Source organism: Pseudomonas sichuanensis (genome assembly GCF_024749065.1).
GTDB classification, from domain to species: domain Bacteria; phylum Pseudomonadota; class Gammaproteobacteria; order Pseudomonadales; family Pseudomonadaceae; genus Aquipseudomonas; species Aquipseudomonas sichuanensis.
The window spans coordinates 4,535,620-4,548,628 of sequence record NZ_CP087185.1 but is presented as its reverse complement, the minus strand read 5'-3'; the positions used below and the strand labels follow the sequence as shown (position 1 = coordinate 4,548,628).

At 61.3% G+C, this 13,009-nt stretch carries 16 protein-coding genes; 14 read left to right on the top strand and 2 right to left on the bottom strand.

All coding sequences use genetic code 11. The features are described from left to right. Nucleotides 1–96: 96 nt before the first annotated feature. Nucleotides 97–1,377 (bottom strand): OprD family porin, encoded by a 1,281-nt coding sequence (locus LOY51_RS20565; protein WP_258642830.1) that lies wholly within the window; start codon nt 1,375–1,377, stop codon nt 97–99. Nucleotides 1,378–2,124: 747 nt separating this feature from the next. Here LOY51_RS20565 and LOY51_RS20560 point away from each other — a divergent pair. After that, nucleotides 2,125–2,544, top strand: a complete 420-nt coding sequence (locus tag LOY51_RS20560) for an HIT family protein (RefSeq protein ID WP_125859824.1) — start codon at nt 2,125–2,127, stop codon at nt 2,542–2,544. 3 nt (nt 2,545–2,547) lie between these two features. Continuing rightward, nucleotides 2,548–2,754, top strand: a complete 207-nt coding sequence (locus LOY51_RS20555; protein WP_258642829.1) for a SlyX family protein — start codon at nt 2,548–2,550, stop codon at nt 2,752–2,754. 18 nt (nt 2,755–2,772) lie between these two features. Here LOY51_RS20555 and LOY51_RS26995 read toward each other — a convergent pair whose 3' ends face one another. Continuing rightward, entirely contained in the window at nt 2,773–3,363 is a 591-nt protein-coding gene (locus LOY51_RS26995) for a cold-shock protein (protein WP_125465148.1), read from the bottom strand. A gap of 303 nt (nt 3,364–3,666) precedes the next feature. On the opposite strand from LOY51_RS26995, the gene LOY51_RS20545 reads away from it, so the two are divergent. From LOY51_RS20545 to tolA, 12 genes are all read left to right on the top strand, one after another. After that, entirely contained in the window at nt 3,667–4,140 is a 474-nt protein-coding gene (locus tag LOY51_RS20545; protein ID WP_016392255.1) for a Dps family protein, read from the top strand. Nucleotides 4,141–4,321: 181 nt separating this feature from the next. Further along, nucleotides 4,322–4,690, top strand: a complete 369-nt coding sequence (locus tag LOY51_RS20540; protein ID WP_125859820.1) for a ribbon-helix-helix domain-containing protein — start codon at nt 4,322–4,324, stop codon at nt 4,688–4,690. Nucleotides 4,691–4,752: 62 nt separating this feature from the next. Continuing rightward, entirely contained in the window at nt 4,753–4,974 is a 222-nt protein-coding gene (locus LOY51_RS20535) for an FmdB family zinc ribbon protein (RefSeq protein WP_003254776.1), read from the top strand. Between the two features lie 94 nt (nt 4,975–5,068). Continuing rightward, nucleotides 5,069–6,844, top strand: coding sequence for an aspartate--tRNA ligase (gene aspS, locus LOY51_RS20530; RefSeq protein WP_125465146.1), 1,776 nt, complete (start codon nt 5,069–5,071; stop codon nt 6,842–6,844). Between the two features lie 103 nt (nt 6,845–6,947). Then, nucleotides 6,948–7,700 (top strand): YebC/PmpR family DNA-binding transcriptional regulator, encoded by a 753-nt coding sequence (locus LOY51_RS20525; protein WP_125465145.1) that lies wholly within the window; start codon nt 6,948–6,950, stop codon nt 7,698–7,700. Between the two features lie 153 nt (nt 7,701–7,853). After that, entirely contained in the window at nt 7,854–8,378 is a 525-nt protein-coding gene (gene ruvC, locus LOY51_RS20520; RefSeq protein ID WP_125465144.1) for a crossover junction endodeoxyribonuclease RuvC, read from the top strand. A 108-nt stretch (nt 8,379–8,486) separates the two neighbouring features. After that, nucleotides 8,487–9,104: a Holliday junction branch migration protein RuvA gene (gene ruvA, locus LOY51_RS20515; RefSeq protein WP_110992343.1), complete on the top strand. Its 618-nt coding sequence runs from the start codon at nt 8,487–8,489 to the stop codon at nt 9,102–9,104. Beyond that, nucleotides 9,101–10,147: a Holliday junction branch migration DNA helicase RuvB gene (gene ruvB, locus LOY51_RS20510; protein ID WP_110992342.1), complete on the top strand. Its 1,047-nt coding sequence runs from the start codon at nt 9,101–9,103 to the stop codon at nt 10,145–10,147. The genes ruvA and ruvB overlap by 4 nt, the downstream gene beginning before the upstream one ends. 125 nt (nt 10,148–10,272) lie before the next feature. Beyond that, entirely contained in the window at nt 10,273–10,725 is a 453-nt protein-coding gene (gene ybgC, locus LOY51_RS20505; RefSeq protein ID WP_125465143.1) for a tol-pal system-associated acyl-CoA thioesterase, read from the top strand. Between the two features lie 2 nt (nt 10,726–10,727). Further along, nucleotides 10,728–11,423 carry a protein TolQ gene (gene tolQ / locus LOY51_RS20500; protein ID WP_125465142.1) on the top strand — a complete coding sequence of 232 codons (696 nt, stop codon included), beginning with the start codon at nt 10,728–10,730 and terminating at the stop codon, nt 11,421–11,423. A 14-nt stretch (nt 11,424–11,437) separates the two neighbouring features. Next, on the top strand, nt 11,438–11,890 hold the full coding sequence (tolR, locus tag LOY51_RS20495) for a protein TolR (protein WP_110992339.1): 453 nt from the start codon (nt 11,438–11,440) through the stop codon (nt 11,888–11,890). Then, nucleotides 11,890–12,966 (top strand): cell envelope integrity protein TolA, encoded by a 1,077-nt coding sequence (tolA, locus tag LOY51_RS20490; RefSeq protein WP_125465141.1) that lies wholly within the window; start codon nt 11,890–11,892, stop codon nt 12,964–12,966. The genes tolR and tolA overlap by 1 nt, the downstream gene beginning before the upstream one ends. Nucleotides 12,967–13,009: the final 43 nt, after the last annotated feature.

Here is a 13,009-nt window from a genome sequence, read left to right as displayed (position 1 = left end):
AGCGTACAGAATGCAGCAGTCGTGCGATTGTGTCAGCCATGAAAAAGCCCGGCCTAGGCCGGGCTTTTTCATTCGCGAAGCGTTGCAAGCACAGGCTTACAGGATGCTCAGCGGGTACTCGACGATCAGGCGCAGTTCGTCGATCGAGCTCGAACCGTAGTAAACGCCATCGCTGGAGCGGTAGGTAGCTTGACGGACGCGGAAGCTCAGGTCTTTAGCCGGGCCTTCCTGCAGCACGTACTTGACGTCTACGTCGCGTTCCCATTCCTTGCCGTTGTCGGTGCCAGTGACGTTGGCGCCGGTACCGCGGACGTAACGGGTCATGAACGACAGGCCTGGAATGCCGTACTCGGCGAAGTTCAGGTCGTAGCGAGCCTGCCAGGATTTCTCGTCTTCGGCGTTGAAGTCGGAACGGGCAATGGAGTTGGCCAGGAAGATGGTGCCGCCGCCGTCCACGCCGTAGGCGTAGTCGCCGTCACCGGTGACCTTCTGGTAGGCCAGGGTGAAGGTGTGGGCGCCGATGTTGTAGGCGCCGGACAGGCTGAATGCACGGTTGTCCAGTTTGTCGCCGTCGAAGGCCTTGACCAGGGCAGCGCCGTCGCTCTTGGTGTCATAGATGTTGAAGTCGAACACCAGGCCTTGCTTGTCGGAGATCGGCAGTGCCCAGTTGATGTTGGCGTAGTATTTGCGCCAGTAGTCTTCAACCTTGGAGTAGTACAGGCTGGTGCTCAGGGTATCGGTAAAGGCGTAGGTGCCGCCGAGTACGTCAGCTTCCTTGAGGTGCAGGCTGTCGCGGTTGGTCTCGGCTTGCGCGGTCAGGCTGGTGAAGCGACCGGCGTGCAGGGTCAGGCCCTTGATCTCGTTGCTGGTGATCAGGCCGCCCTGGGCGATCTCTGGCAGCAAGCGGCTGTCGTCGGTGGCGAAGACCGGCAGTGCGGTGAACTGGTCGCCGACCTTCAGCACGGTGTCGGATACGCGGAATTTGACCGCGCCGCCGCCTTTCGAGTAGTCATCCTGCGAGCGACCGTCGGAACCGGTCGGGAACAGGCCGGTGCCGGCGCGGCCTTTGCCGCTGTCCAGTTTCAGGCCCAGCATGCCGATGGCGTCGACGCCGACACCGACGGTGCCTTGGGTGAAGCCGGACTCGTAGGTACCCAGGAAGCCCAGGCCGGTTTCTTCAACGCGGCTCTGACGGTTGCCGTCTTTGTCACGATCGTTGTTGCGGAAGTCACGGCTGAAATACAGCATCCGGGTCTTGACGTTGAGCTTGCTGTCTTCGAGGAAGCCCTTGGACTCATCCTGCGAAGAGGCGACAGCAAACTGCGAGGTCCCTGCTGCTACTGCCAGGGCGATCATGCTCCACTTCATCACGCGCATCGTGATTTGCTCCTTTGGTTTTTAGGAAGAGTACCGCTGCGCCCAGGTGTTTTAGTTATAGGGGCAGCTCTTTCTTGTTATGTCGGCGAAAATGTATATCACGCTGACTATTCTTGGCGATACGGGCAAAAACAACCTTTCGATAACTTTATGGCCGTGTCGCGTACAGTTATTTCCATGTCGCAAATCACGCCCTGTTTAGTTGGGCGTACAACGCCAGCGCTGTTGTCAAGCCATCAAAAGTGCGTAATCACAAAGTTGTGGCCTGCAAACTCCCTGGTGGATCCGATGCCGCTGTTGTTATTTGTCGCGTCCACCCGACGATGCAGGTGTCGTGCCGACTTGGCGTCAAACGAATGCAACAAGCGTGCTCAAAATCACGAACGTTTGATGAAATTTTCACAGTTGCCGAAGCGGTAGGGTGGAAATCACCGTAAACACGGGGCGGCGCCTGTCTTATGGTGTGCCATAGATCAATGTCCTGCTTGTTGGCAACAGTTGCCTTCAAAGTCAAGGTGTTACCCGTAACTGTTGATCCTGCGTGTTTTGTGTGAAGAAAGTGTGGTGGTGCGGTGACGATTGGCATCATTTTGGTGCGAAAAGTAGCGTGGTGTTACCGCCGCCGGCTCAAACGGGGGCGCATGCCTGTTGGGTGCGCATCCTCGCTGATGTGGCAAAAGTGGAAGCAGGGTATCCTTCGCCCCTGTTTTCGCCCTGTGGGGCGTCATTGTTTTCAGGAGGTACGCCGTGTTCACTCTCGATTCGCGCCTGCAGCAGGATTCCCTGGTGCTGGGCGATCTGCCGCTATGCCGCTTGCTGTTGAGCAAGGATGCCAACTACCCCTGGTTCATCCTGGTGCCGCGTCGTGCCGACATCAGCGAGCTTTTCGACCTCGAGGAGGTTGATCAGCAGCAGCTCTGGCAGGAAACCAATGCCTTGGCCGAAGCGTTGAAGGATGCCTTTGCCGCCGACAAGATGAACGTCGCCACGCTCGGTAACGTTGTCAGCCAGTTGCACATGCATGTCATCGTCCGTCGCCACGGCGATGCCGCCTGGCCTGCGCCGGTGTGGGGCAAGGTGCCGGCCATCGACTATGCGCCGGAACAGGTGGAAGGCATTCGCCAGCGTGTGCGTGCGCTGCTCGGTGAAAGCTTCAAGGAGGCCTGAGGCATGTCGCTGGAAATGCAGATCGTCGAGCTCCAAACCCGACAGGCGTTCCAGGATGACACCATCCAGGCGCTGAATGACGTGGTGGTCGAACAGGGGCGGGTGATCGAGCGCCTGCAATTGCAGGTGGCCGAGTTGATCAAGCGTTACGAAGAGATGGTCGGCCAGTACGGCAGCGAGGGAGAGGAGGCTCCGCCGCCTCATTATTGAGGGCGGCGGAGTCTGTGGTCAGCGGCGCGAGACCGCGACCACGTCTTCGGCCTGCAGGCCCTTGTCACGGTGCATCACCGAAAACTCCACGCGCTGGCCTTCGACCAGGACGCGGTGGCCTTCGCCACGGATGGCGCGAAAGTGCACGAAGATATCGTCACCGGTATCGCGGGAGATGAAGCCGAAGCCCTTCGAGGTATTGAACCACTTCACCGTACCGGTATCGCGCAGACCTGCGTCTTGCGCTACGCCCTGGCTGCGGGCTTTGCGTGGCGTGCGGGCAAAACCTGCTGCCAGGTGCAGGGCGCAGGCGAAGATGGCGCAGGCCAGTGCGGGCAGGCTGCCCAGTTCCGGGCGTGCCAGCAGGGTAAGCGTCTGCAGGGCTACGGCCAGTACCAGCAGGATGCTGGTCGCGCGCTGCAATTGCTGGCGCATGCCGTTGTAATACAGCGGCAGGGCCGGGGCCAGGATCAGGTTGAGCAGCCCGAGCAAGGCCAGGTATACGGCCTCGGGTTGTTGCAGCAGGGGTGTGGCGTCGGTTCTGAGGCTGGGTATGAGCGATAGCAGCAAGGCAGCCACGCCCGTCACCAGATGGACGATCTTGAACATTTGATTAGGCTCGCATTGATAAGGCCGATCACAGGATGAGCTGGCTGCACGGTGCGCGTGAGGTGTAAGCGCAAAAACGTGACAGGCCAGCCTATGCACCCGGCAATAACAGTCCGCACGGGTGGCACGCTGCCTATTTAACAGCAAAGGCGCAGGCATCTCAAACCGCGTGCGCCGGCTGGACGTCGCGGCCTGCGTGGCGAGGAATCTCTTGCTAGGGTTTGTAGGGTTGTCGCGCAGTCACGTCTCACAGTGACTCGCGCCCGCTTGATCATCCAGGCCTACTAAGGAGAGGGGAGCGTCATGGCAATCGATATCGGTATCAGTGAAGAAGATCGCAAATCCATTGTCGAAGGGTTGTCCCGATTACTGTCGGATACCTATGTGCTGTACCTGAAAACCCACAATTTCCACTGGAACGTCACCGGCCCGTCGTTTCGCACCCTGCACCTGATGTTCGAGGAGCAGTACAACGAGTTGGCGCTGGCAGTGGACTCCATTGCCGAACGCATCCGCGCGCTGGGTTTTCCCGCGCCGGGTTCCTATGCCTTTTATGCGCGCCATTCGTCGATCAAGGAGGAAGAGGGGGTGCCCGTCGCCGATGAAATGATCCGGCAACTGGTGCAGGGCCAGGAGGCGGTGGTGCGCACCGCGCGCAGCATCTTCCCAGTGGTGGACAAGGTCAGCGACGAACCAACCGCTGACTTGCTCACCCAGCGCATGCAGGTGCATGAGAAAACGGCCTGGATGCTGCGGGTATTGCTCGACGGGAAGTAATTGCTGCTTGATTCTTGCGCAAGCATTGAAGGGAGGGGCGGCGCCAGGGAAGGTGCCGTGCTCTGTTCGTTTGGGGGGAAGACTTTGCTGCTGCTATCTGCATGCGTGGCAGCGCTTCATTGACGGCCAGGACCCTGTCCGGAGCGACGGACGGGGATGTTCGTGACGATGGAGCGAAGCGATGTACGGTGTTACGCAAGGAGTAAATGCTGGGAGCAGGCAAGGGCAGGGGAGTGGTCGGCCGCGCATTGACCCGTTCAAGGTTGATTTCGACATGCAGCAGGCCGGGCCGGTGTCGCGTTCGGTACGGCTCAATGGTTTTGCAACCTGTCTGCGCCTGGAGGCGGTCTACTGGCGGATCCTTGAACGGATTGCCCAGGCCAATCGGTGTTCGGTCAGTGCTGTGCTGTCCTATGTGGACCGTGAGGTGCACCTGCGCCATGGCGGGGTGAGGAACTTCAGTGGCCTGATCCGGGTGATCTGCGTGGCTTGGCTGCAGGATGCGTCGGATTCACACTGTTCGCCAGGCGGGCTGCACTGCTCCGGTTAACCATATATAATCCCGCTCTTTGCTGCCGTGGGCAGCCTGCAATGTGGTTGACGAGAGACACCATGCCCCTTTACGACTATCAATGTGCATCCTGCGAACACCGCATGGAGGTGTTGCAGAAGATCAGTGCTGCGCCGCTGACCGATTGCCCGGCGTGTCAGGCCCCGGCATTGAAGAAGCTGCTGTCGGTCCCCGGCTTTCGCCTGAGTGGCAACGGCTGGTACGAGACCGACTTCAAGACCGGGGCAAAAAAGAATCTGGCAGGCGGCGACAAGGCCGACTGAGTTGAATTGCACCGACCGGGTCTTGCAGTATTAGCCCCTTGGGCGGCGAAGACCTCCACCGAATACACGAATCACGAGAAGCGAAACCACGACCATGATGCGCAGCCATTATTGCGGCCAACTGAACGAGAGCCTGGACGGCCAGGAAGTCACCCTTTGCGGCTGGGTCCATCGTCGTCGCGACCACGGCGGGGTGATCTTCCTCGATATCCGTGACCGCGAGGGCATGGCCCAGGTCGTATTCGACCCGGATCGCGCCGAAACCTTCGCCGCCGCCGACCGCGTGCGCAGCGAATACGTGGTACAGATCACCGGCAAGGTGCGCAAGCGTCCGGAAGGCGCGGTAAACGCCAACATGGCCTCCGGCGCCATCGAGATCCTCGGCTACCAGCTGACCGTGCTCAACGAAGCCGAAACGCCGCCGTTCCCGCTGAACGAATACTCCGACGTTGGCGAGGAAACCCGTCTGCGTTACCGCTTCATCGACCTGCGTCGTCCGGAAATGGCCGAGAAGCTGCGCCTGCGTTCGCGCATCACCACCAGCATCCGCCGCTTCCTCGACGAAAATGGCTTCCTTGACGTCGAGACGCCGATCCTGACCCGCGCCACCCCGGAAGGCGCCCGCGACTACCTGGTGCCGAGCCGTACCCACGCTGGCAGCTTCTTCGCCCTGCCGCAGTCGCCGCAGCTGTTCAAGCAGCTGCTGATGGTCGCGGGCTTCGACCGCTACTACCAGATCGCCAAGTGCTTCCGTGACGAAGACCTGCGTGCCGACCGCCAGCCGGAATTCACCCAGATCGACATCGAGACCAGCTTCCTCGACGAATCCGAGATCATGGGCCTCACCGAGAGCATGATCCGCAAGCTGTTCAAGGAAGTGCTGGATCTGGAGTTCGGTGAATTCCCGCACATGACCTTCGAAGAGGCCATGCGTCGCTACGGTTCCGACAAGCCCGACCTGCGTAACCCGCTGGAACTGGTTGACGTTGCCGACCAGCTGAAGGACGTCGACTTCAAGGTGTTCGCCGGCCCGGCAAACGATCCTAAATGCCGCGTCACCGCCCTGCGTGTGCCAGGCGGCGCGAGCATGCCGCGCAGCAAGATCGACGAGTACACCAAGTTCGTCGGCATCTACGGTGCCAAGGGCCTGGCTTACATCAAGGTCAACGAGCGCGCCAAGGGTGTCGAAGGCCTGCAGTCGCCGATCGTCAAGAACATCCCCGAGGCCAACCTCAACAACATCCTCGATCGCGTGGGTGCGGTCGACGGCGACATCGTGTTCTTCGGCGCCGACAAGTTCAAAGTCGTCAGCGAAGCCCTGGGCGCACTGCGTATCCGCCTGGGCCACGATTTCGAACTGCTGACCTGCGAGTGGGCCCCAATGTGGGTCGTCGACTTCCCGATGTTCGAAGAGAACGAAGACGGCAGCTTCACCGCACTGCACCACCCGTTCACCGCGCCGAAATGCACCCCGGAAGAGCTGGAGGCCAACCCGGCCACTGCACTGTCCCGTGCCTACGACATGGTGCTCAACGGCACCGAGCTGGGTGGCGGTTCGATCCGTATCCACCGCAAAGAAATGCAACAGGCGGTCTTCCGTCTGCTGGGTATCGAGGCGGCGGAACAGGAAGAGAAGTTCGGCTTCCTGCTCGACGCCCTGAAATTCGGTGCGCCGCCCCACGGTGGCCTGGCCTTCGGTCTGGACCGCCTGGTCATGCTGATGACCGGTGCCCAGTCGATCCGTGAAGTGATCGCCTTCCCGAAAACCCAGAGCGCCGCGTGCGTGATGACCCAGGCCCCTGGTCTGGTCGACGCCAAGGCCCTGCGCGAGCTGCACATCCGTCTGCGCGAGCAGACCAAGGTCGAGTAATTGCGACCTCGGGCGCATCGGTAGCTAGCGCTGCGCCCACGTATTCCACGCGTTCCGCCCTTCGGGGCGGAACCTGTTTCTGTTTCAAGGATTTGGAGTCGTTATGGCTGGTCATTCCAAGTGGGCGAACATCAAGCACCGCAAAGAGCGCCAGGATGCCAAGAGGGGCAAGATCTTCACCAAGTGGATCCGCGAGCTGACCGTCGCCGCCAAGCAGGGCGGTGGTGACCCGGCTTCCAACCCGCGTCTGCGCCTGGCGCTGGACAAGGCCCTGGGTGCGAACATGAGCCGCGACATCATCGATCGCGCCGTGGCCCGGGGTGCCGGCACCAACGAAAGCGACAACGTCGAAGAGCTCAGCTATGAAGGTTACGGCCCGGGTGGCGTGGCGATCATGGTCGAAGCCATGACCGACAACCGCAACCGTACCGCCGCGGCCGTGCGCCATGCCTTCACCAAGTGCGGTGGCAACCTGGGCACCGACGGTTCGGTGGCCTACCTGTTCGAGCGCAAGGGGCAGATCAGCTTCGCCGCAGAACTGGCCGTTGACGAAGATGCGCTGATGGAAGCCGCGATGGAGGCCGATGCCGACGACGTGGTGGTCAACGACGACGGCTCCTTCGATGTGTTCACCTCGTTCAACAGCTTCTACGCGGTGCGTAATGCGCTGGAAGAGGCGGGCTTCAAGGCTTCGGATGCCGAGATCGTGATGCAGCCGACCACCAGTGCCGAGCTGGATCAGGAGGGCGCCGAGAAGGTGCTCAAGCTGATCGACATGCTCGAGGACCTGGACGACGTGCAGAACGTCTACTCCAATGCACAGATCTCCGACGAGATCATGGAAGCACTGGGCTGATAGTTTCGGCGACAGGCGCTATCGCAGGGCAAGTCGCATCGGCGCACCGCCGCTCCCGCAGGGGGTTTTGCATGCTCCCTGTGGGAGCGGCGGTGCGCCGATGCGGCTTGTCCCGCGATAGGGCCGGCAAATTCGTAAATATCTGTAGGCGTTATGACTCTGATTCTTGGTATCGACCCCGGTTCGCGCATCACCGGCTTCGGTGTGGTCCGGCAGACTGCGCGCGGCTGCGAGTACGTCACCTCGGGCTGTATTCGCACCGGTGATGGCGAGCTGCACGATCGGCTGCTCGTCGTCTTTCGCGGCGTCAGCGAGATCATTCGCCAGCACGGCCCGGTGACCATGGGTATCGAGCGGGTGTTCATGGCGCGCAATGCCGACTCGGCGCTCAAGCTGGGGCAGGCGCGTGGTGCCGCGATCGTTGCCGCCGCAGAAGCGGGCCTGGAGATCGCCGAATATACCGCCAGCCAGGTCAAACAGGCGGTAGCGGGCACCGGTGGGGCCAACAAGGATCAAGTGATGTTGATGGTCATGCACCTGCTCAAGCTCACCCAGAAACCGCAAGTCGATGCCTCCGATGCCCTGGCCATCGCCCTGTGCCATGCCCATACCCGGTCCAGCCTGATTCCTCATGGTTTGACCACGGCGCGGCGACGCGGCGGGCGCTTGCGTCTGTAGCCGCTTCATGCGCTGATACACATTTTGTCCGGGTGGCCCGTTCGCCCGAAGCATTTGCTGATAGGGTTGTGCGGTTTCTGACCGGCGCCCCAGAGAAAGGATCGGAACGTGATTGGACGTTTGCGCGGCACCCTGGCGGAAAAACAGCCGCCGCACCTGATTGTCGACGTCAATGGCCTGGGCTACGAGCTCGAAGTGCCGATGACCACCCTTTATCGCCTGCCAAAGGTGGGGGAGGTCGTGACCCTGCATACCCACCAGGTGGTGCGTGAAGATGCCCACCTGCTGTATGGCTTCGCTGAAAAGCGCGAGCGTGAACTGTTCCGCGAGCTGATCCGGCTCAATGGCGTTGGCCCGAAGCTGGCGCTGGCGTTGATGTCCGGGCTTGAAGTCGACGATCTGGTGCGCTGCGTGCAGGCGCAGGACGCCGCCGTGCTGGTGCGCGTGCCGGGCGTCGGCAAGAAGACCGCCGAGCGCCTGCTGGTCGAACTCAAGGACCGCTTCAAGGCCTGGGAAACCTCGCCGGCGATGTTCGCCCTGGTGTCCGACGGCCCGCTGCCGGTGGCCAGCGTCAACACGGCCGAGGCAGACGCGGTCAGTGCGCTGGTGTCGTTGGGCTACAAGCCGCAGGAGGCCAGCAAGGCCATTTCCGCCATCGAAGGCAAGGCCAACCTCAGCAGTGAAGAACTGATCCGTCGCAGCCTCAAAGGGATGATTACCAAGTGATCGAGACCGACCGCCTGATTGCCGCCTCCGGACGCGACCGCGAAGAGGTCCAGGACCGCGCAATCCGTCCGCTGCGGCTGGAGGAATACATCGGCCAGCCGGTGGTGCGCGAGCAGATGGCGCTGTTCATCCAGGCTGCGCGCGGTCGCAACGAGTCCCTCGACCATACCCTGATCTTCGGCCCGCCCGGTCTGGGCAAGACCACGCTGGCCAATATCATTGCCCATGAAATGGGCGTTTCGGTCAAGAGTACCTCAGGGCCGATCCTTGAGCGCCCGGGCGACCTGGCGGCGATGCTCACCAATCTGGAACCGCACGATGTGCTGTTCATTGACGAAATTCACCGCTTGTCGCCGGTGGTCGAGGAAGTGCTGTATCCGGCAATGGAAGACTTCCAGCTGGACATCATGATCGGAGAGGGGCCGGCTGCGCGCTCGATCAAGCTCGATCTGCCACCGTTCACCCTGGTCGGCGCCACCACCCGCGCAGGCATGCTGACCAACCCCCTGCGTGACCGTTTCGGTATCGTCCAGCGCCTGGAGTTCTACAGCGATCGGGACCTGGCGACCATCGTCAGCCGTTCGGCCGGCATTCTCGGGTTGTCGATCGAGGATACCGGTGCGTTCGAGATTGCCCGCCGTGCGCGCGGTACCCCGCGTATTGCCAACCGCCTGCTGCGCCGCGTGCGTGACTACGCCGAGGTGCGCGGCAAGGGCGAAATCACCAAGGCCGTGGCAGACATGGCGCTCAACCTGCTGGACGTCGACGAGCGCGGTTTCGACCATTCCGACCGACGCCTGCTGCTGACCATGATCGAGAAGTTCGACGGTGGCCCGGTGGGCGTGGACAACCTGGCCGCGGCTATCAGCGAAGAGCGCCATACCATTGAAGACGTGCTGGAACCGTACCTCATCCAGCAAGGCTATATCATGCGCACCCCGCGAGGCCGGGTGGTCACTCGCCACGCCTACCTGCATTTCGGCCTGAACATTCCCGGGCGTTTCTGTGAAGGCGGGGAATATTCCGCGCAGGACGACGAATGACAGATCGAACCGGCGATTTCGTGGTCCTACCGCAGGCATGCCCACCAAACGCTGGCAATACGACATTAACCCGGCAAAAACAGTTGCCTGGGCGGATTGGCAAGTTCAGGAGTAAGCACTAGAGTATGCGCGCGCAAAATGGGCTGGAACCGTTCGCACACCGCTGTCGCGTCTATTACGAGGATACCGACGCGGGTGGGGTGGTGTACTACGTCAACTACCTCAAGTTCATGGAGCGAGCGCGTACCGAGCGCCTGCGTCACCTGGGCTTTTCCCAGGCGCAACTGGCGGGTGACAATCTTCTGTTCGTCGTGCACTCCAGCGAAGCGCGCTACCACGCGCCGGCGCGGCTGGACGACGAATTGCGGGTAACCGCGCAAGTGCTTGAATTGAATCGCGCCAGCCTGCGCTTCGTGCAGCAGGTATGGCGAATAAAGGATGAAGTGCTGCTCTGCGAGGGGCAGTTCCTTGTGGCCGCCGTGCGTGCCGACACTTTCAAGCCCCGGGCCATTCCCCCAGAACTGCGCGATGCGTTCCTGGCGGACGGTGCGGGTACTCAATCCAACGCAGGAGAATAAGCGTGGAAGCAAACGTCGTCGACCATACCTCCATGTGGAGCCTGGTCGCCAATGCCAGCGTCGTGGTTCAGCTGGTAATGCTCACCCTGGTGGCCGCTTCGGTCATGTCCTGGGTCATGATCTTCCAGCGCAGCACCATGCTGCGCGCCGGTCGTCGTGCCCTGGATGCCTTCGAGGAGCGCTTCTGGTCGGGTATCGACCTGTCCAAGCTGTACCGCCAGGCCGGCAGCAACCCGGACCCGGACTCGGGTGTCGAGCAGGTATTTCGTGCCGGCTTCAAGGAATTCTCGCGCCTGCGCCAGCAGCCGGGTGTCGACCCGGACGCCGTGATGGAAGGTGTTGGCCGTGCGATGCGCGTTGCCATCTCCCGTGAAGAAGAGAAGCTCGAGCAGAGCCTGCCGTTCCTCGCCACCGTCGGCTCCACCAGCCCGTACATCGGCCTGTTCGGTACCGTCTGGGGCATCATGAACTCGTTCCGCGGCCTGGCCAGCGCCCAGCAGGCGACCCTCGCCACCGTGGCTCCCGGTATCGCCGAGGCCCTGATTGCCACTGCGATCGGCCTGTTTGCCGCGATCCCGGCGGTCATCGCCTACAACCGCTTTGCCGCACGCAGTGAAGTACTGATTGGTCGTTACTACACCTTCGCCGACGAGTTCCAGGCGATCCTGCACCGCAAAGTACACACCAGCGAAGAGTGATCAGGTAGAAACCCATGGCCCGAGTTCGCCACAAACGCAAGCCGGTCGCCGAGATGAACGTGGTGCCCTACATCGACGTGATGCTGGTGCTGCTGGTCATCTTCATGGTGACCGCCCCCATGCTCAACCAGGGCGTGAAAGTAGACCTGCCCAAGGTGTCCAGCGAGGCCCTGCCGCAGGACAACAATGTCCAGATCCTGACCATCTCGATCAAGGCCGACAAGACTTACTTCTGGAACCTCGGCAGTGAAGTCGACACCGACAAGCAGATGGACAAGGCCATGACCTTGCCGGAAATGACCAGCGCGGTGACCAAGATCATTGCCGCCGGTCGCGACCAGGGCAAGCAGACCCAGGTCTTCATTCGTGGCGACAAGTCCGTCGACTACGGCGCGGTCATGGGTGCCATGGGCGGGTTGCAGAAGGCTGGTGTCGGTAACGTTGGCCTGATTACCGAGGCGCCCTGATGCAGCAGCGAGAGCCATCCGCCTCGGAAAGCTACTTCTGGCCCAGTGTCTGGGCCATCGGCCTGCATGTGCTGGTGTTCGGCATGCTGTTCGTCAGTTTCGCCATGACGCCTGAGCTGCCACCCTCCAAGCCGATCGTCCAGGCCACGCTCTACCAGCTCAAGTCCAAGAGTCAAGCTACCACCCAGACCAATCAGAAGATTGCCGGGGAAGCGAAGAAGACCGCGTCGCGGCAGACCGAGGTCGAGCAGCTGGAGCAGAAGAAGGTCGAGCAGGAAGCCGTGAAGGCTGCGGAACAAAAGAAAGCCGACGCTGCTCAAAAAGCTGAGGAAGCCCGCGAAGCCGCCGAGGCCAAGAAAGCCGAAGAGGCCGCCAAGGCGACCGAGCAGAAGAAAGCCGCAGAAGCCAAGAAAGCCGAAGAAGCGAAGAAGGCAGCTGAAAAACAGCAGGCCGACATCGCCAAGAAGAAGGCTGAAGAAGAGGCGAAAAAGCAGGCCGAAGAAGAGGCCAAGAAACAGGCAGCGGAAGAGGCGAAGAAGAAAGCCGCCGAAGACGCAAAGAAAAAAGCAGCCGAGGACGCCAAGAAGAAAGCGGCGGCCGAGGAAGCGAAGAAGAAGGCAGCTGAAGAGGCCAAGAAAAAGGCCGCTGCAGACGCCCAGAAGAAAAAAGCACAGGAAGCGGCCCGCAAATCGGCGGAAGACAAGAAGGCTCAGGCACTTGCCGAGCTGTTGTCCGACACCACCGAGCGCCAGCAGGCGCTGGCCGATGAGCAGGGTGACCAGGTGGCCGGCGATTTCGACGACCTGATCCGTATGCGAGCAGCCGAAGGCTGGGCGCGTCCGCCCTCTGCGCGCAAGGGCATGACGGTAGTTCTGCAGATCAACATGTTGCCGGACGGTACCCTCACCAATGTGAGCGTGGCCAAATCCAGCGGCGACGGTCCGTTCGACAGCTCGGCCGTGGCCGCGGTGAAGAACATTGGTCGGTTGACCGAGATGCAGGGCTTGAAGCCGAACGAATTCAATCCGTATCGTTCATTCAAGATGACATTTACACCTGAGGATCTAGCGTTGTGATTAAACGTCTGAGAGGACTCCTGGTCTTGCTCTGCTGCGTGGC

Coding starts and splice junctions, on each gene's coding strand:
- LOY51_RS20565 (WP_258642830.1), bottom strand. CDS start 1,377: ATGCGCGTGATGAAGTGGAGCATGATCGCCCTGGCAGTAGCAGCAGGG.
- LOY51_RS20555 (WP_258642829.1), top strand. CDS start 2,548: ATGTCGCTGGAAATGCAGATCGTCGAGCTCCAAACCCGACAGGCGTTC.
- LOY51_RS26995 (WP_125465148.1), bottom strand. CDS start 3,363: ATGTTCAAGATCGTCCATCTGGTGACGGGCGTGGCTGCCTTGCTGCTA.
- LOY51_RS20545 (WP_016392255.1), top strand. CDS start 3,667: ATGGCAATCGATATCGGTATCAGTGAAGAAGATCGCAAATCCATTGTC.
- LOY51_RS20540 (WP_125859820.1), top strand. CDS start 4,322: ATGTACGGTGTTACGCAAGGAGTAAATGCTGGGAGCAGGCAAGGGCAG.
- LOY51_RS20535 (WP_003254776.1), top strand. CDS start 4,753: ATGCCCCTTTACGACTATCAATGTGCATCCTGCGAACACCGCATGGAG.
- aspS (WP_125465146.1), top strand. CDS start 5,069: ATGATGCGCAGCCATTATTGCGGCCAACTGAACGAGAGCCTGGACGGC.
- LOY51_RS20525 (WP_125465145.1), top strand. CDS start 6,948: ATGGCTGGTCATTCCAAGTGGGCGAACATCAAGCACCGCAAAGAGCGC.
- ruvC (WP_125465144.1), top strand. CDS start 7,854: ATGACTCTGATTCTTGGTATCGACCCCGGTTCGCGCATCACCGGCTTC.
- ybgC (WP_125465143.1), top strand. CDS start 10,273: ATGCGCGCGCAAAATGGGCTGGAACCGTTCGCACACCGCTGTCGCGTC.
- tolR (WP_110992339.1), top strand. CDS start 11,438: ATGGCCCGAGTTCGCCACAAACGCAAGCCGGTCGCCGAGATGAACGTG.
- tolA (WP_125465141.1), top strand. CDS start 11,890: ATGCAGCAGCGAGAGCCATCCGCCTCGGAAAGCTACTTCTGGCCCAGT.